This is a genomic window from Rhizobium sp. SRDI943 (assembly GCF_057653695.1).
In genome coordinates this window covers 4077608-4094173 of record NZ_CM172787.1, presented here as the reverse complement: position 1 = coordinate 4094173, position 16566 = coordinate 4077608, and the positions used below count along the sequence as shown (strand labels likewise).

Sequence of the window (16566 nt, the reverse complement as noted above, 5' to 3'; positions counted from 1 at the left end):
GATGATTTCTGCCGTGGAATTTCAAGGGGTCAGCAAGCGCTTCGGCGAAACTGTCGCCCTCGGTGATATCTCCTTCTCTGTGAACCCAGGTGAAACAATCGCACTGCTTGGACCGAGCGGCTGCGGCAAGACCACCATTCTTCGGCTCATTGCCGGATTCGAGCGGCCCGACAAAGGCTCGATCCTGATCGACGGCGAGCCGATGGCCGGATTGAAACCCTATGAGCGCAATGTCGGGCTGCTGTTCCAGCACTACGCTCTTTTCCCGCATATGACAGTCGAACAGAACATCGGTTACGGACTTCGCCATCGCAACCATCCGCCGGGGCAAATACCGCGCCGCATTGCCGAGATGCTTGAGCTCGTCCGGCTCGTCGGTTTCGGACAGCGGCGGCCGCACCAGTTGAGCGGCGGACAGCAGCAGCGTGTTGCGCTTGCGCGGGCGCTCGCCACCCATCCGAGCCTCGTTCTTCTGGATGAACCTCTGTCGGCCCTCGACGCCAAGCTTCGGCATGAGCTGCGCACCGAATTGGAGGATGTGCTCGCCGCGGTCGGCTCGACCGCAATCGTGGTAACCCACGACCAGGAGGAGGCGATGAGCCTGGGAGAGCGTATCTTCGTGATGAACCGCGGGGCAATCATGCAATCCGGCAAGCCGGATGATGTGTATTGGCGTCCAGACTCACGTTTCGTCGCGGATTTCATGGGTCGGACGAATTGGATTCATGGCTCGATTTCGGCCGCGGGCGGAACGGCCCGCAAATTTCGCTCCGAATCCGGCTGGGAGTTTCCGGTCGCGTCCACGGCAAATCTTTCAGGTGCCGCCGAGATTTGCGTGAGGCCGGAAAGCGTCGAGATATCGTCCGGCGCTCCGGCTGCCGGAGCCATGACCGGACGCGTTGCCGACGTCGTGACACTCGGTGCCTTCAGGCATGTCGTTCTGGACCTCGTCAGTGGCGACCGGATAATCTCGGCTTGCCCGAACCGTCCAGACATAGCCTTCGCTCGGGGGCAGGAGATCAGCGTTTCCATTCCGCCCGAGGCATGCGTCCTCTTCGCGCGATAAGCTGGCATTGATGGGGCGCAGCTTGTGCTGCGCCCGGGGGCTAAGGGTCACCAGTTGCCGGAAGAACATGGTTCGTCCAATATCCGCTTATAGGCGGAGGGGCCCTCGGCTATCGAGCGCCACAAAGTATGGAATGCGGCTTCTGATGCTTGATCTTGATTCCTATCTGCTTCGTGCATTTCTGACCGTCGCGGAGATCGGCACCGTCAATGGAGCAGCCGTCAAGCTGAACAGAACGCAGGCCGCCGTGAGCATGCAGATCCGCAAGCTGGAGGAGCTTGTCGGCGTTACGCTGTTTTCGCGTTCGTCAAAGGGCCTCGAGCTGACGAGCCATGGGCAGATCATGCTGGCTTATGCCCGCGAAATGGTCGCCCTCAGCGACGAGGTCGGGAAAAGGCTGACAGGCAAGATGATCGAGGACCGCATTCGCCTCGGCGTCGTCGAGGACTTCGCAGCTGGCCACCTGATCGACATTCTTAGTGCCTTCAGAGCCCAGAACCCGAAGGTCGAGATCGACATCATTGTCGAGCCGAATCGCCGCCTCGCCAGCCTGTTTGAAGACAGGAAGCTGGATCTCGTGGTTTGCGACATCACCTGCCTCTCGCGAAAACCGACCCTGATCTGGACCGAATATTTGATGTGGACGGTGAGATCCGACTTTGTGGCGGATACGGAAAAACCGCTTCCGATCATCATGTTCGAGGAGGAGTGTCCCTGGACGCTTCCGACGATTGCGGCTCTGTCCCAGCGAAACATCAAGTGGAAGACGGCGTGCGTCGCATCGACGCTGGTGGCCATGGCGACCGCGGTTCGCGTCGGTATCGGTATCGCGCCAATGATGCTCACGACGAAACCGGAGGGCTGCCGGACGCTTGACCGATCGGCGGATCTGCCCGGTCCGGTGCGCATCGAGATCGGTCTGTATGCTCAATCCGAGTCGGCCGAAGGCGCGCGCTATCTTGTGGACTTCATTTCGCGGCATACCGCCATATTGTCCAGCTAGAGCCTTTCCTGGTCAGATTGCAGCATTCTGCCGGAGCAGGTTTTCGTCAGGGCAGAGGCGATTGGCGACGGGCATACCCCAGGGTACGTCCGAGCCGATCGCCTTTGTCCTGGCGGAAAGATGCCCGGCCCTTCGGGTTGGCTGAAACGGGCCGGCTGATCGACCGGCCGGCTTGGCCGTAGAGCCGGGCTACGACGCGCGCCGGCCGGTCGACCATCCGACTCCGTTTGAGCCAACAGAATGCTTCAAGCTGACCAGGAAAGGCTCTAGGAGCGTTCAGCTTCCATTATATCGGCTCAAATTAATTCCCTCTACCGAAGTGGCGGGCGAAGCCCCACAGTGATCGGATGAAGGGTCGACGACCCAATATCAAGCATTGGAAGTCTGCGAATACGATGATGGGGCAAGCCAAAGTTGACGAAACTCTCCTCGCAGATGCCGCCTATCTGCCCGGCCAGGTCGCAAACCTGACGAGGGGAGCGAGCGTGACGGCGCAGACCAACGAAATACTGGAACGCATCAATGACATGCTGCTGCGCGAAGGTACCGACAAGTCAGAGATCATTCTCGCCAACATCTGGCTCAGGGACCTTGCCTCATTCGAGGAAATGAACAGAGCCTGGGATGCTTGGATGCCGGATAGCGGAACGCCACGGCGGGCGACGTTTGAGGACAAGAATCTCCCGCCGATGTGCGCCATCCGTATCGACGTAGCCGCGTCGCGAAAGAGTGGGGACGGGCAAATTTGAGCCGCCTGCATTCGTCATCCTGCTCTAAAGCGCGTCCCGACCTTTCAGATTCGCTCCTCGCGCTTTAGGTCTTTGTTTTAGGCGTGTCGTTGTCGCAAAACCGCGGCATACTCTTGCGCGACAGGCTCTAAGGCCGGATGACGCAGACATTGGCCTCATAGGAGCAGGGATCGTCCCGCACTGCGATATCGATGACCTTTGCTTTCGGGGCCAGCAGCTCCGGCCGTGCTGTAGGATAGCCATAGCCGTTGCCGCCGACATAGGTCCCGCCATCGACCTGATAGACATAGGAAGAGCCGGCATAAGTGCCGCCGCCGTCACCACCCTGCGTTTGGGGCAGGACGACGATGAGATTGTTGCGGGCTATGCGATTTGTCGCCGGCGATGAAAACTGTTTCAGGAACGGCATCCGTTCTTTGCGGTTCCGATATCGATAGGCATTGTCGAAACGGATGCCGCGATCACGCCAGATGGCACGTTCGCCGAGGAGTAATCCGCCGTGGAAAGCGTGACGATGGCCGGGAAAGCGATGATCGTTGCGGCGGTCGCCGGCTTCGGCGGGAAGTGCAGCAAGCACGGACAGGGCAAGCAGGGCGACTGCGGACAGACTGCGAAACATGGGTGGCCGGCCTCCGGAATTCCGATCCCTAACAAATCGTTAACGCCAGATTGCGCCAAAAGCCGGAGCTTGTCCATTCAGGTCGGACAACCGGCACAAAATTTGAGCGGAAGAGACCAGTTTTGTTAGCCTGCAAACTTCCCGGTAACGCGAATCGATTAAATTAAAAGCAGACAGCGATTGTGCTTGTCGTCGGCGTTCCCGGTGATTAAACGTCGCAATTGATGCAACGCACACAGAGAATTTTGTCATTCGTGTGGTTGACTGAGCATGCTCCGAAATCCGGGAGCGCAGAGAAGCCGCCGCGAGGTTCTGATGGCGAACGTGACAAATAACCGGCCCCTATCGCCGCATCTGCAAATCTACAAGCCTATTCCCACTATGGTCATGTCCATCGTCCACCGCATTACCGGTGGCGCGCTCTACGTCGGCACGCTGCTCGTCGCCTGGTGGCTGATCGCGGCGGCAAGCGGCCAGGGCTCCTATGACTGGGCCAACTGGGTGCTCGGCAGCCTTCTCGGCAAGCTCGTGCTTCTCGGCTATACTTGGGCGCTGCTGCACCACATGCTCGGCGGCTTCCGCCACTTCATGTGGGATCTCGGTTATGGCTTCGGGAAAGAGTTCTCGACCAAGCTCGCCATCGCCAACATCATCGGGTCGCTCTGTCTGACCGTGCTGGTCTGGGTGATCGGCTTCCTCATTCGCTTCTGAAGGTCCTCTCATGGATATGCGCACCCCCCTCGGCAAGGTTCGCGGGCTCGGCTCCGCCAAGGACGGAACGGATCATTTCTGGCGCCAGCGGCTGACGGCCGTCGCCAATGTTCCGCTGATCCTCTTCTTCGTCTTCTTCATGCTCGCCTATGCCGGCGCGCCCTATGCGGATGTGGTTCGCGCCCTATCGAACCCCTTCGTCGCCGTGGTCATGGGGCTGATGGTAATCTCCGGTGTCATCCACATGAAGCTCGGCATGCAGGTCATCATCGAGGATTACGTGCACGGCGAATTCGGCAAGATCGTTCTCCTGATGCTGAACACGTTCTTTGCGATCCTGATCGCCGGCCTCTGTCTCTTCGCCATTCTGAAAATCGCATTCGTAGGATAAGCTGATATGGCACCGACTTCACCCGCCCAGAACGGCAAAGCCTACAAGTATGTCGATCACTCCTACGACGTGATCGTCGTCGGCGCCGGCGGCGCCGGGCTGCGCGCCACGCTCGGCATGGCCGAGCAGGGTTTCCGCACGGCCTGCATCACCAAGGTATTCCCGACCCGCTCCCACACGGTCGCGGCCCAGGGCGGTATCGCCGCTTCGCTGCGCAACATGACGCCGGATAGCTGGCAGTGGCACCTCTACGACACCGTCAAGGGCTCCGACTGGCTCGGCGACGTCGACGCCATGCAGTATCTCACCATGGAAGCGCCGAAGGCGGTCTATGAGCTCGAGCACTACGGCGTGCCGTTCTCGCGCAACGAGGAAGGCAAGATCTATCAGCGCCCGTTCGGCGGCCACATGCAGAATTACGGCGAAGGCCCGCCGGTACAACGCACCTGCGCCGTTGCCGACCGTACCGGCCACGCCATCCTGCATACGCTCTACGGCCAGTCGCTGCGCAACAATGCCGAGTTCTTCATCGAGTATTTCGCGCTCGACCTGATCATGTCGGAAGACGGCAGCCGCTGCACCGGCGTCATCGCCTGGTGCCTCGATGACGGTACGATCCATCGCTTCGCCGCCAAGATGGTGGTGCTGGCGACCGGCGGCTACGGCCGCGCCTATTTCTCGGCAACGTCGGCCCATACCTGCACCGGCGACGGCGGCGGCATGGTGGCGCGTGCCGGCCTGCCGCTGCAGGACATGGAATTCGTTCAGTTCCACCCGACCGGCATCTATGGTTCGGGCTGTCTGATCACCGAAGGCGCGCGCGGCGAAGGCGGTTATCTCGTCAACTCCGAGGGCGAGCGCTTCATGGAGCGTTACGCGCCTTCGGCCAAGGACCTTGCCTCGCGCGACGTCGTTTCGCGCTGCATGACACTGGAAATCCGCGAAGGCCGCGGTGTCGGCAAGGCGAAGGACCACATCTTCCTGCATCTCGATCATCTCGATCCAGCCGTTCTTCATGAACGCCTGCCGGGGATTTCCGAGAGCGCCAAAATCTTCGCCGGTGTCGACGTTACACGCGAACCGATCCCGGTTCTGCCGACCGTTCACTACAATATGGGCGGCATTCCCACGAATTATTGGGGCGAAGTGCTGAACGCCGACGGTGCCAATCCGGAACGGATCATCCCCGGCCTGATGGCTGTGGGCGAGGCCGGCTGTGCCTCGGTGCACGGCGCCAACCGTCTCGGCTCCAACTCGCTGATCGACCTCGTGGTCTTCGGCCGCGCCGCTGCGATCCGCGCCGGCGAGGTGATCGACCGCGCAGCGCCGATCCCGCATCTCAACGTCGCCGCCTGCGACAAGATCATGGACCGCTTCGACGGTCTGCGTCACGCCAGCGGCGGCACACCGACGGCGGAACTGCGCGAGAAGATGCAGCGCGCCATGCAGGAAGACGCCGCGGTGTTCCGCACGCAGGAATCGCTGGAGTCGGGCTGCCAGCGCATCTCGGCAATCTGGGGCGAGATGAAGGACATCAAGGTCACCGACCGCTCGATGATCTGGAACTCGGATCTGGTCGAGACGCTGGAGCTGCAGAACCTGATGGCCAACGCCATCACGACGATCTACGGAGCCGAGGCCCGCAAGGAGAGCCGCGGTTCGCATGCCCGCGAAGATTATACCGAGGGTGCATTCGCCGGCCGCGACGACGTCAACTGGCGAAAACACACGCTCGCCTGGGTGAACGAGGCAGGCGATGTGAAACTCGACTATCGTCCTGTTCACACCGAGCTCATTGCCGAAGGCATCGATCCGCACAAGATCGAGCCGAAGGCTCGCGTGTACTGATCTCAAGAGGAACCGGACATGGTTGAACTCGCTCTCCCCAAGAATTCTCAGATGCGCGAAGGCAAGGTCTGGCCGAAGCCGGCGGGTGCCAAAAACACCCGCGAGTTCCGCGTCTACCGCTGGAGCCCGGACGACGGTCAGAACCCGTCTATCGACACCTTCTATATCGATGTCGACGATTGCGGGCCGATGGTGCTCGACGGTCTGCTCTACATCAAGAACAAGATCGACCCGACGCTGACGCTGCGCCGTTCCTGTCGCGAGGGCATCTGCGGCTCCTGCGCGATGAATATCGACGGCACGAACACGCTTGCCTGCACCAAGGGCCTCGACGATATCAAGGGCGCGGTGAAGATCTATCCGCTGCCGCATCTGCCCGTCGTCAAGGATTTGGTACCCGACCTCACCAACTTCTATGCCCAGCATCGTTCGATCGAGCCATGGCTGAAGACGGTGTCGCCGGCGCCGGCCAAGGAGTGGAAGCAGAGCCATGAGGACCGGCAGAAGCTCGACGGCCTCTATGAATGCATCCTCTGCGCCTGCTGCTCGACCTCCTGTCCGAGCTATTGGTGGAATGGCGACCGCTATCTCGGTCCGGCCGTTCTGCTGCAGGCCTATCGCTGGCTGATCGATTCCAGAGATGAGGCGACCGGCGAGCGTCTCGACAATCTCGAGGATCCGTTCCGCCTCTATCGCTGCCACACGATCATGAACTGTGCGCAAACCTGCCCCAAGGGCCTCAACCCGGCCAAGGCGATCGCCGAAATCAAGAAGATGATGGTCGAGCGCCGGGTTTGATCAACCTCGGTACCGATGGCGGAATAGACGGCTTCGATTCCGAAGCCGTCACCGAGATTCGGTCGCGGTGCACGAACAGGGCATCCGCATCGATCCCGGTGCAATCCTTCTGCAAGATGCGGTGAGACACTATTCCAGGACATTGCGCGAGTTCGACAGGGATCCTGACTGAGATGAACGCGCTCAACACCTTGCTGACAAATTCTATGTGCAGGAAGTTTTGCAGCAGGACAGTTGAACTGTATCGTTTTTCGGTTAGTTGTTGTCACGGGCAATTTATGCAGCACGACTTGATTAACCAAATCGAATTACGATAATCGGACTTGTCTCACGCCCGTTTCTCTACGGCGACAGCCGAATTCAGGAGTATGATGATGCAGTTGCGATATGCGATGACAGGTCTGGTGGTGGTTCTGTCGCTAGCCGGTTGTCAGCGTACGGCATATGATTACAGCTCCAACGCCAGTGCCGGCCCGGCGCCGTTGACGGCGCAGCCGGTGCCCTCGGTGCAGGGCGGGCAGCTTCCGCCGCCGACCGGCGGCTCACAGTTTCCGGCCGCGCCGACGACGACGGCGCCGATGCCGGGCGCTGAGCCTGGTGCAATGGCCGCGAATGCGCTCGATATCACCAAGGAATCGATGGTCGGGAGCTGGCGCGTCAACGGTAGCTGCGACATGTTCCTAACGCTCACCAATCTCGGCAGCGGTTCGCGCGGCGGAACGCGTGGCTGTGTCGGCGAGCTGACGGCGATGGGCTCCTGGGAGGTCGCCGGCAAGCAGGTGCTGCTCAAGGACCGCTCGGGCAACCAGCTCGGCAGCGTCTACAAGACGGCCGACAACCGCTTCCAGGGACAGACGAGCACAGGCCAGTCGATCAGTCTCAGCCGGTAAATGTTCCGGCGGGTTCTCCGCCGTTGACTGACAGGCGGATATGCCCTCATGCAACCAATGCCGGATTATGCGCTCAGCGTCTGCGAACAGCTTAAAGCGCTGACCGCATCGGGCGCCCTTCAGGCCGATTCTGCCCAATTGGACGTGGCAAAGAGCCTCGACCGGGTGCTCGCCGGTCTGAAGCAGCGGCGGCCGGCGGCAAAGTCGAGCGCGCTCGGCTGGCTGTTTGCCGCCAAGAAGAAATCGGCCGACGGCATCAAGGGGCTTTATATCCACGGCAGCGTCGGGCGCGGCAAGACCATGCTGATGGACATGTTCTTCGCGATGGCGCCGTGCAGGAAGAAACGGCGGGCGCATTTCCACGAATTCATGGCGGATGTGCACAACCGCATCGCCGCGCACCGGCTGAAGCTCAAGAACGGTGAGACGAGGCAGGCCGATCCGATGCCGCCGGTCGCCGCAGCGCTTTACGACGAGGCAGAACTGCTTTGCTTCGACGAGTTCACGGTCACCGACATCGCCGATGCGATGATCTTGTCGCGGCTGTTCTCCGAGCTTTTCGCGCGCGGATGCGTGCTGGTCGCGACCTCGAACGTCGAGCCCGACAATCTCTACGCGGATGGTCTCAATCGCGGCCTCTTCCTGCCCTTCGTTGCCTTGCTCAAGCAGTATGTCGATGTCGTTACCCTGGATTCGTCGACCGACTACCGGATGGAGAAGCTGAGCAGCCAGCCGGTCTACCTGGTGCCGATCAACGAGCATAACGACATGGCGATGGATGCGTCCTGGACCCAGGCGCTGCATGGGCGCAAGGCGCAGCCGCTGGATATTCCGATGAAGGGGCGCCACATCCATGTGCCGCTCGCCGTCGACCGCATGGCGCGTTTCTCTTTCGCCGATCTTTGCGACAAACCGCTCGGGGCGGTCGACTTCCTGGCCATCGCCGAGCGCTACGATACGGTCTTCGTCGATCACATTCCCTTGCTCGGGCCGGAAAAGCGGAACCAGATCAAGCGGTTCATCATTATGGTCGATACGTTTTACGATCATGCCGTGCGGCTTTACATTTCCGCGGCGGCGATGCCGGAGGAACTGCTGCTACAACGTCGGGGCACCGAGGGCTTCGAATTTGACCGCACGGCTTCGCGCCTGTTCGAGATGCGCAGTGCGGAATATCTTGCGCTGCACCATCAGAAACGCGCCGCAGAGTAACAATCTGGTGACAGAATGTATTACGTTTACGTAAGAATTTTTGGATCTAAACGATTGAAAACGCTGCATCAAAAATAATGCATTGCCATTTTTAGGCTTTGGGTCTATGCGATTGCGTCATTGGGCGGTGCCTTGCGCGTCCGTTCGACGAATTTGATCGCAAAGGAAACAGCGAAATGGCGCGTAACAAGATCGCACTCATTGGTTCTGGCATGATTGGTGGCACGCTGGCTCACCTCGCCGGCCTGAAGGAACTGGGCGACATCGTTCTCTTCGACATCGCGGACGGCATTCCCCAGGGCAAAGGTCTCGATATCTCCCAGTCGTCGCCGGTCGAAGGCTTCGACGTCAATCTGACGGGTGCCAGCGACTATTCCGCGATCGAAGGCGCTGACGTCTGCATCGTCACGGCAGGCGTCGCCCGCAAGCCCGGCATGAGCCGCGATGACCTTCTCGGCATCAACCTCAAGGTCATGGAGCAGGTCGGCGCCGGCATCAAGAAATATGCCCCGAACGCCTTCGTGATCTGCATCACCAACCCGCTCGACGCCATGGTCTGGGCGCTGCAGAAGTTTTCCGGTCTTCCGGCCAACAAGGTCGTCGGCATGGCTGGCGTTCTCGACTCCTCGCGCTTCCGTCTTTTCCTCGCCAAGGAATTCAACGTGTCCGTCCAGGACGTCACGGCCTTCGTTCTCGGCGGCCACGGCGACACGATGGTGCCGCTCGCCCGCTACTCGACGGTCGGCGGCATTCCGCTCACCGATCTCGTCACCATGGGCTGGGTCACCAAGGAGCGCCTCGAAGAGATCATCCAGCGCACCCGTGACGGCGGCGCCGAAATCGTCGGCCTGCTGAAGACCGGCTCGGCCTATTACGCGCCGGCCGCCTCGGCGATCGAGATGGCCGAATCCTACCTCAAGGACAAGAAGCGCGTTCTGCCTTGTGCTGCCCACCTCTCCGGCCAGTACGGCGTCAAGGACATGTATGTCGGCGTTCCCACCGTCATCGGCGCTGGCGGCGTCGAGCGTATCATCGAGATCGATCTCAACAAGACCGAGAAGGAAGCCTTCGATAAGTCCGTCGGCGCAGTCGCCGGTCTCTGCGAAGCCTGCATCAACATCGCGCCTGCCCTGAAGTGATTGGCGCTGAAGTAATCGAAATAGGGATAGACCCATGAACATTCATGAATATCAGGCCAAAGCTCTGCTGAAGGGCTATGGCGCCCCGGTTGCCGAGGGTGTGGCTATTCTCAAGGTTGAAGAAGCCGAAGCTGCCGCCAAGTCGCTTCCCGGTCCGCTTTATGTGGTCAAGAGCCAGATCCATGCCGGCGGCCGCGGCAAGGGCAAGTTCAAGGAACTCGGCCCTGATGCCAAGGGTGGCGTTCGCCTCGCCAAGTCGATCGAGGAAGTCGTTTCCCACGCCAAGGAAATGCTCGGCAACACGCTGGTGACCGCCCAGACGGGCGAAGCCGGCAAGCAGGTCAACCGCCTTTACATCGAAGACGGCGCCGACATTGCTCGCGAACTCTATTGCTCGATCCTTGTCGATCGCTCGGTCGGTCGCGTTGCTTTCGTGGTCTCGACCGAGGGCGGCATGGACATCGAGGCCGTCGCCCACGACACGCCCGAGAAGATCCACACGATCGCCATCGATCCGGAAGCCGGCGTGACGGCTGCCGACGTTGTTGCGATCTCTAAGGCACTTCAGCTCGATGGTGCTGCCGCCGAAGACGCCAAGACGCTTTTCCCGACGCTCTACAAGGCCTTCGGCGAAAAGGACATGGCTCTGCTGGAGGTCAATCCGCTGATCGTCATGAAGGATGGCCATCTGCGCGTCCTCGATGCCAAGATGTCTTTCGATGGCAACGCGCTTTTCCGTCACGACGACGTCAAGACGTTGCGCGACGAGACCGAAGAAGACGCCAAGGAAATCGAGGCTTCGAAGTGGGACCTCGCCTATGTCGCGCTCGACGGCAATATCGGCTGCATGGTCAACGGCGCAGGCCTTGCCATGGCGACGATGGACATCATCAAGCTCTACGGCAAGGAGCCGGCCAATTTCTGCGACGTCGGCGGCGGCGCCGGCAAGGAGAAGGTTGCTGCGGCTTTCAAGATCATTACCGCAGATCCTAAGGTCGAAGGCATTCTCGTCAACATCTTCGGCGGTATCATGAAGTGCGATGTCATTGCCGAGGGCGTCATTGCTGCGGTCAAGGAAGTCGGCCTCAAGGTTCCGCTCGTCGTGCGCCTTGAAGGCACCAATGTCGAGCTCGGCAAGAAGATCCTGAACGAGTCGGGTCTGGCGATCACGGCGGCCGACGACTTGGACGATGCGGCCAAGAAGATCGTCGCGGCGATCAACGGCTGAGAACGATCATGGCCTTCCCGTCCACGCCCTCCAATGCTCATTTCCGCCTCAACGCCTTCGCCGGCGTGTGGGAAGGGGACGAGCGTGTCGCGGCGTCGGCGTGGACGAGTGAAGGCAAGGCCAGTGTTGAGTTTTCCGGCGAGGCGTTGTTCGGCGGGTTCTTCCTCGAGCAGCGCTATCGCCAGACGCGCGATGGTGCTGTTTCGTTCGAGGCGCGAAATATTTTCGGCTTCGATGCTTCGGACCAGACCTACAAACTCTACCAGTTCGATACTGCAGGTTTTGTGCCGCCCGTGCCGGCGTCCGGCGAGTGGAACGGCAATGAGCTTGTGCTGATGAAGACTTCGCCGCGCGGCAGCCAGCGCACCGTATTCACATTTGAAAATGAAGACTGCTACCGGATGGGCGTCAGCTTTTCGCCTGCAGGCAGCGATACTTGGCAGGAGGTCGTCAGCGGCGTCTATCGTCGTGCGTCCCCCACCTCTTCCAACCTCTCCTAAACAAAGGCCTCGCATGTCCATTCTCGTCAACAAAGACACCAAGGTTCTCGTTCAGGGCCTAACCGGCAAGACCGGAACCTTCCACACCGAACAGGCGCTTGCTTACTACGGCACCCAGATGGTCGGCGGTATCCATCCAAAGAAGGGTGGCGAAACCTGGACCGGCGCGAAGGGCGGAAGCCTGCCGATCTTTGCAACCGTTGCCGAAGGCAAGGAAAAGACCGGCGCCAACGCGTCTGTCATCTATGTTCCGCCGGCCGGAGCCGCCGACGCGATCATCGAGGCGATCGACGCCGAGATCCCGTTCATCACCTGCATCACCGAAGGCATTCCGGTCATGGACATGGTCCGCGTCAAGGCTCGCCTCGACTGCTCCAAGTCGCGCCTGCTCGGCCCGAACTGCCCGGGTATCCTGACACCGGAAGAATGCAAGATCGGCATCATGCCGGGCTCGATCTTCCGCAAGGGTTCGGTCGGTATCGTTTCCCGCTCGGGTACGCTGACCTATGAAGCCGTGTTCCAGACCTCCAATGAAGGTCTCGGCCAGACGACGGCCGTCGGCATCGGCGGCGACCCGGTCAAGGGCACCGAGTTCATCGACGTCCTGGAAATGTTCCTGGCCGATGAAGCCACCCAGTCGATCATCATGATCGGCGAAATCGGTGGTGCGGCTGAAGAAGACGCAGCCCAGTTCCTCAAGGACGAAGCCAAGAAGGGCCGCAAGAAGCCGATGGCTGGCTTCATTGCCGGCCGTACGGCGCCGAAGGGCCGCACCATGGGCCATGCCGGCGCTGTGGTTTCCGGCGGCAAGGGCGATGCGGAATCGAAGATCGCGGCCATGGAATCGGCAGGCATCAAGGTATCGCCCTCTCCGGCCCGCCTCGGCAAGACGCTGGTTGAAGTCCTCAAGGGCTAAGCCACCTATATAGACCGGGCGGAAGAACGGCATCTGCGCCCTCCGCCCGGCCTCGACAAGACGAGACAGCAGATGCGCCGCGGACAGGCGGCAATCGAATGCGGCAGCCGGCCATCAAGCCGGCAAATTCATCAAAGTCAGGAGGCGGACGGAAGCGTCCGCATATCACCATGGCACGGCAAGAAGCCAACGAGCAGTTTCAGATCACCTCGTTTCTGGATGGCGCCAACGCTGCCTATATCGAGCAGCTCTACGCGCGGTATGAAGAGGACCCGGCATCGGTCGACGATCAGTGGCGGTCTTTCTTCAAGGCGCTGGAGGAGGATCCCAGCGATGTAAAGAGGGCGGCCAAAGGGGCTTCCTGGCGCAAGAAGAACTGGCCGCTTCAGGCAAGCGGCGATCTGGTATCGGCTCTGGATGGCGACTGGGGCATCGTCGAGAAGGTGATCGAGACCAAGGTCAAGGCCAAGGCCGAAGCTCAGGGCAAGCCTGCCGACAGCACCGAGGTGCTGCAGGCGACGCGCGATTCCGTGCGCGCCATCATGATGATCCGTGCCTACCGCATGCGCGGCCACCTGCATGCCAAGCTCGACCCGCTCGGCATCGCCGCTCCCGTCGACGACTACCACGAGCTGTCGGCGGAGAATTACGGTTTCACGGCCGCCGATTACGATCGCAAGATCTTCATCGACAACGTGCTCGGCCTCGAATACGCGACCATCCGCGAGATGATCGAAATCCTCGAGCGCACCTATTGCTCGACGCTCGGCGTCGAATTCATGCATATCTCCAATCCTGAAGAGAAGGCCTGGATCCAGGAGCGTATCGAAGGACCGGACAAGGGTGTGGCCTTCACGCCGGAAGGCAAGAAGGCGATCCTTGCCAAGCTCGTCGAAGCCGAAGGCTACGAACAGTTCCTCGATGTCAAGTTCAAGGGCACGAAGCGTTTCGGTCTCGACGGCGGCGAATCGCTGATCCCGGCGCTGGAACAGATCCTCAAGCGTGGCGGCCATCTCGGCCTCAAGGAAGCCGTGTTCGGCATGGCCCATCGCGGCCGCCTGAACGTGCTCTCCCAGGTCATGGGCAAGCCGCACCGGGCGATCTTCCATGAGTTCAAGGGCGGCTCGGCCGCTCCCGATGAGGTCGAGGGCTCGGGTGACGTCAAGTACCATCTCGGCGCCTCCTCCGACCGCGAATTCGACGGCAACAAGATCCACGTTTCGCTGACGGCGAACCCGTCGCATCTCGAAATCGTCGATCCCGTCGTCATGGGCAAGGCCCGCGCCAAGCAGGATATGAACGCCACCGTCTGGGACGGTGATATCATCCCGCTTTCCGAACGCGCCAAGGTGCTGCCGCTGCTGATCCACGGCGACGCGGCCTTTGCCGGCCAGGGTGTCATTGCCGAAATCCTCGGCCTGTCCGGTCTGCGCGGCCACCGCGTCGCCGGCACCATGCATGTGATCATCAACAACCAGATCGGCTTCACCACAAACCCGGCCTTCTCGCGCTCGTCGCCCTATCCGTCCGATGTCGCCAAGATGATCGAGGCGCCGATCCTGCACGTCAACGGCGACGATCCGGAAGCCGTGGTTTATGGGGCGAAGATCGCCACCGAATTCCGCATGAAGTTCCACAAGCCTGTTGTGCTCGACCTGTTCTGCTACCGCCGCTACGGCCACAATGAAGGCGACGAACCGTCCTTCACCCAGCCGAAGATGTACAAGGTGATCCGCGCCCACAAGACCGTGCTGCAGCTCTATGCGGCCCGTCTCGTCGCCGAGGGCCTGCTCACCGACGGTGAAGTCGAGAAGATGAAGGCCGACTGGCGCGCCCATCTCGAACAGGAGTTCGAGGCCGGCCAGCACTACAAGCCGAACAAGGCCGACTGGCTTGATGGTGAGTGGTCGGGACTGCGCACGGCCGACAATGCCGACGAGCAGCGCCGCGGCAAGACCGCCGTGCCGATGAAGACGCTGAAGGAGATCGGCCGCAAGCTGTCTGAGATCCCGGCAGGCTTCAATGCGCATCGGACGATCCAGCGCTTCATGGAAAACCGCGCCAACATGATCGCCACCGGCGAGGGTATCGACTGGGCGATGGCCGAAGCACTCTCCTTCGGCGCGCTCTGCGTCGAAGGCAGCAAGATCCGCCTCTCCGGCCAGGATTGCGAACGCGGCACCTTCTCGCAGCGCCACTCGGTTCTCTACGATCAGGAAACCGAAGAGCGCTACATCCCGCTCGCCAATCTTTCGCCGACGCAGGGCCGCTACGAAGTCATCAATTCGATGCTTTCGGAAGAGGCCGTGCTCGGTTTCGAATATGGCTATTCGCTCGCCCGCCCGAATGCGCTGACGCTCTGGGAAGCGCAGTTCGGCGATTTCGCCAACGGCGCGCAGGTGGTCTTCGACCAGTTCATCTCGTCGGGCGAACGCAAGTGGCTGCGCATGTCGGGCCTCGTCTGCTTGCTGCCGCACGGTTATGAAGGTCAGGGTCCCGAACACTCCTCGGCCCGCCTCGAGCGTTTCCTGCAGCTTTGCGCCGAAGACAACATGCAGGTCGCCAACGTCACCACGCCGGCAAACTATTTCCACATCCTGCGCCGGCAGCTGAAGCGCGACTTCCGCAAGCCACTTGTCCTGATGACGCCGAAGTCGCTGCTGCGCCACAAGCGGGCGGTCTCGACGCTTGCCGAAATGGCCGGCGAATCCGCCTTCCATCGCCTGCTCTGGGATGATGCCGAGGTGATCAAGGACGGCCCGATCAAGCTGCAGAAGGACAACAAGATCCGCCGCGTCGTCATGTGCTCCGGCAAGGTCTATTACGATCTTCTCGAAGAGCGTGAAAAGCGCGGCATCGACGACATCTATCTCTTGCGCGTCGAGCAGCTCTATCCGTTCCCGGCGAAGGCGCTGATCAACGAGCTGTCGCGCTTCCGCAATGCCGAGATGGTCTGGTGCCAGGAAGAGCCGAAGAACATGGGCGCATGGTCGTTCATCGACCCCTTCCTCGAATGGGTGCTCGCCCATATCGATGCGAAGTACCAGCGCGTCCGCTATACCGGCCGTCCGGCCGCCGCCTCGCCGGCGACGGGCCTGATGTCCAAGCATCTGTCGCAGCTCGCCGCATTCCTCGAGGATGCATTGGGCGGTTAAAACAAGGGGGGCGCAATGGCTTAGTTCTTTCTGAGACTGCAGCCGCCGCGCCCCACTTTCCCGCATGACGGGACCGGGGAGGAAATGGCGGCGATGAAACGCCATGCTGAATACTGGCATCGGATCGCCCTTGCGGGATCGGCTATCGTCGTCGGACCCGTCTTCGAGGGTGAAGGCGCCTGGGGCATGGCGATCGTCGAGGTCGAGGATCAGGCGGCGGCGCAGCTTCTTGCCGACGGCGATCCGATCATCGCTTCCGGTTTCGGTTTCCGCTTCGATATCCTGCCGATGCCCTCGATCATCTCGCGGCCGCCCGCCATCTGAAACGCATAAACGAAAAC

The 16566-nt window shown here is 60.9% G+C and carries 16 protein-coding genes; 15 read left to right on the top strand and 1 reads right to left on the bottom strand.

Annotated features, from left to right (window positions below):
• Position 1: 1 nt before the first annotated feature.
• From AC245Y_RS20610 to AC245Y_RS20600, 3 genes are all read left to right on the top strand, one after another.
• On the top strand, positions 2-1066 hold the full coding sequence (locus AC245Y_RS20610) for an ABC transporter ATP-binding protein (protein ID WP_020487045.1): 1065 nt from the start codon (positions 2-4) through the stop codon (positions 1064-1066).
• Between the two features lie 133 nt (positions 1067-1199).
• Positions 1200-2069 (top strand): LysR substrate-binding domain-containing protein, encoded by an 870-nt coding sequence (locus AC245Y_RS20605; protein WP_017995383.1) that lies wholly within the window; start codon positions 1200-1202, stop codon positions 2067-2069.
• Positions 2070-2464: 395 nt separating this feature from the next.
• A complete protein-coding gene (locus tag AC245Y_RS20600; RefSeq protein WP_017995382.1) occupies positions 2465-2818 on the top strand; it encodes a RidA family protein in 354 nt (117 codons plus the stop codon).
• 127 nt (positions 2819-2945) lie between these two features.
• On the opposite strand, the gene AC245Y_RS20595 is transcribed toward AC245Y_RS20600, so the two are convergent.
• Positions 2946-3437, bottom strand: coding sequence for a hypothetical protein (locus tag AC245Y_RS20595; protein WP_012759283.1), 492 nt, complete (start codon positions 3435-3437; stop codon positions 2946-2948).
• A gap of 315 nt (positions 3438-3752) precedes the next feature.
• On the opposite strand from AC245Y_RS20595, the gene sdhC reads away from it, so the two are divergent.
• From sdhC to AC245Y_RS20535, 12 genes are all read left to right on the top strand, one after another.
• On the top strand, positions 3753-4148 hold the full coding sequence (sdhC, locus tag AC245Y_RS20590) for a succinate dehydrogenase, cytochrome b556 subunit (RefSeq protein WP_012559217.1): 396 nt from the start codon (positions 3753-3755) through the stop codon (positions 4146-4148).
• A 10-nt stretch (positions 4149-4158) separates the two neighbouring features.
• A complete protein-coding gene (gene sdhD / locus AC245Y_RS20585) occupies positions 4159-4539 on the top strand; it encodes a succinate dehydrogenase, hydrophobic membrane anchor protein (RefSeq protein ID WP_012759282.1) in 381 nt (126 codons plus the stop codon).
• 6 nt (positions 4540-4545) lie between these two features.
• Positions 4546-6387 carry a succinate dehydrogenase flavoprotein subunit gene (gene sdhA / locus AC245Y_RS20580; RefSeq protein ID WP_012759281.1) on the top strand — a complete coding sequence of 614 codons (1842 nt, stop codon included), beginning with the start codon at positions 4546-4548 and terminating at the stop codon, positions 6385-6387.
• An 18-nt stretch (positions 6388-6405) separates the two neighbouring features.
• The gene (locus tag AC245Y_RS20575) at positions 6406-7185 is read left to right on the top strand and encodes a succinate dehydrogenase iron-sulfur subunit (RefSeq protein ID WP_003567268.1); all 780 of its coding nucleotides are present in this window, start codon (positions 6406-6408) and stop codon (positions 7183-7185) included.
• A 374-nt stretch (positions 7186-7559) separates the two neighbouring features.
• Positions 7560-8075 carry a protease inhibitor Inh/omp19 family protein gene (locus tag AC245Y_RS20570; protein ID WP_011653815.1) on the top strand — a complete coding sequence of 172 codons (516 nt, stop codon included), beginning with the start codon at positions 7560-7562 and terminating at the stop codon, positions 8073-8075.
• Between the two features lie 48 nt (positions 8076-8123).
• Entirely contained in the window at positions 8124-9287 is a 1164-nt protein-coding gene (gene zapE, locus AC245Y_RS20565; protein ID WP_017995379.1) for a cell division protein ZapE, read from the top strand.
• Positions 9288-9463: 176 nt separating this feature from the next.
• Positions 9464-10426, top strand: a complete 963-nt coding sequence (mdh, locus tag AC245Y_RS20560) for a malate dehydrogenase (RefSeq protein ID WP_003543522.1) — start codon at positions 9464-9466, stop codon at positions 10424-10426.
• 34 nt (positions 10427-10460) lie between these two features.
• A complete protein-coding gene (gene sucC, locus AC245Y_RS20555; RefSeq protein WP_017995378.1) occupies positions 10461-11654 on the top strand; it encodes an ADP-forming succinate--CoA ligase subunit beta in 1194 nt (397 codons plus the stop codon).
• An 8-nt stretch (positions 11655-11662) separates the two neighbouring features.
• On the top strand, positions 11663-12154 hold the full coding sequence (locus AC245Y_RS20550) for a DUF1579 family protein (RefSeq protein WP_017995377.1): 492 nt from the start codon (positions 11663-11665) through the stop codon (positions 12152-12154).
• Between the two features lie 13 nt (positions 12155-12167).
• Complete coding sequence (gene sucD, locus AC245Y_RS20545) at positions 12168-13070, top strand: succinate--CoA ligase subunit alpha (protein ID WP_017995376.1); 903 nt, start codon at positions 12168-12170, stop codon at positions 13068-13070.
• Between the two features lie 170 nt (positions 13071-13240).
• Entirely contained in the window at positions 13241-16225 is a 2985-nt protein-coding gene (locus tag AC245Y_RS20540) for a 2-oxoglutarate dehydrogenase E1 component (protein WP_026157494.1), read from the top strand.
• Positions 16226-16255: 30 nt separating this feature from the next.
• On the top strand, positions 16256-16549 hold the full coding sequence (locus AC245Y_RS20535) for a YciI family protein (protein ID WP_245274046.1): 294 nt from the start codon (positions 16256-16258) through the stop codon (positions 16547-16549).
• Positions 16550-16566 lie beyond the last annotated feature (17 nt).

What these genes read in the sequence shown, in the direction of transcription:
- AC245Y_RS20610 (WP_020487045.1), top strand. Translation starts at nt 2, where the DNA reads ATGATTTCTGCCGTGGAATTTCAAGGGGTCAGCAAGCGCTTCGGCGAA.
- AC245Y_RS20605 (WP_017995383.1), top strand. Translation starts at nt 1,200, where the DNA reads ATGCGGCTTCTGATGCTTGATCTTGATTCCTATCTGCTTCGTGCATTT.
- AC245Y_RS20600 (WP_017995382.1), top strand. Translation starts at nt 2,465, where the DNA reads ATGATGGGGCAAGCCAAAGTTGACGAAACTCTCCTCGCAGATGCCGCC.
- AC245Y_RS20595 (WP_012759283.1), bottom strand. Translation starts at nt 3,437, where the DNA reads ATGTTTCGCAGTCTGTCCGCAGTCGCCCTGCTTGCCCTGTCCGTGCTT.
- sdhC (WP_012559217.1), top strand. Translation starts at nt 3,753, where the DNA reads ATGGCGAACGTGACAAATAACCGGCCCCTATCGCCGCATCTGCAAATC.
- sdhD (WP_012759282.1), top strand. Translation starts at nt 4,159, where the DNA reads ATGGATATGCGCACCCCCCTCGGCAAGGTTCGCGGGCTCGGCTCCGCC.
- sdhA (WP_012759281.1), top strand. Translation starts at nt 4,546, where the DNA reads ATGGCACCGACTTCACCCGCCCAGAACGGCAAAGCCTACAAGTATGTC.
- AC245Y_RS20575 (WP_003567268.1), top strand. Translation starts at nt 6,406, where the DNA reads ATGGTTGAACTCGCTCTCCCCAAGAATTCTCAGATGCGCGAAGGCAAG.
- AC245Y_RS20570 (WP_011653815.1), top strand. Translation starts at nt 7,560, where the DNA reads ATGCAGTTGCGATATGCGATGACAGGTCTGGTGGTGGTTCTGTCGCTA.
- zapE (WP_017995379.1), top strand. Translation starts at nt 8,124, where the DNA reads ATGCAACCAATGCCGGATTATGCGCTCAGCGTCTGCGAACAGCTTAAA.
- mdh (WP_003543522.1), top strand. Translation starts at nt 9,464, where the DNA reads ATGGCGCGTAACAAGATCGCACTCATTGGTTCTGGCATGATTGGTGGC.
- sucC (WP_017995378.1), top strand. Translation starts at nt 10,461, where the DNA reads ATGAACATTCATGAATATCAGGCCAAAGCTCTGCTGAAGGGCTATGGC.
- AC245Y_RS20550 (WP_017995377.1), top strand. Translation starts at nt 11,663, where the DNA reads ATGGCCTTCCCGTCCACGCCCTCCAATGCTCATTTCCGCCTCAACGCC.
- sucD (WP_017995376.1), top strand. Translation starts at nt 12,168, where the DNA reads ATGTCCATTCTCGTCAACAAAGACACCAAGGTTCTCGTTCAGGGCCTA.
- AC245Y_RS20540 (WP_026157494.1), top strand. Translation starts at nt 13,241, where the DNA reads ATGGCACGGCAAGAAGCCAACGAGCAGTTTCAGATCACCTCGTTTCTG.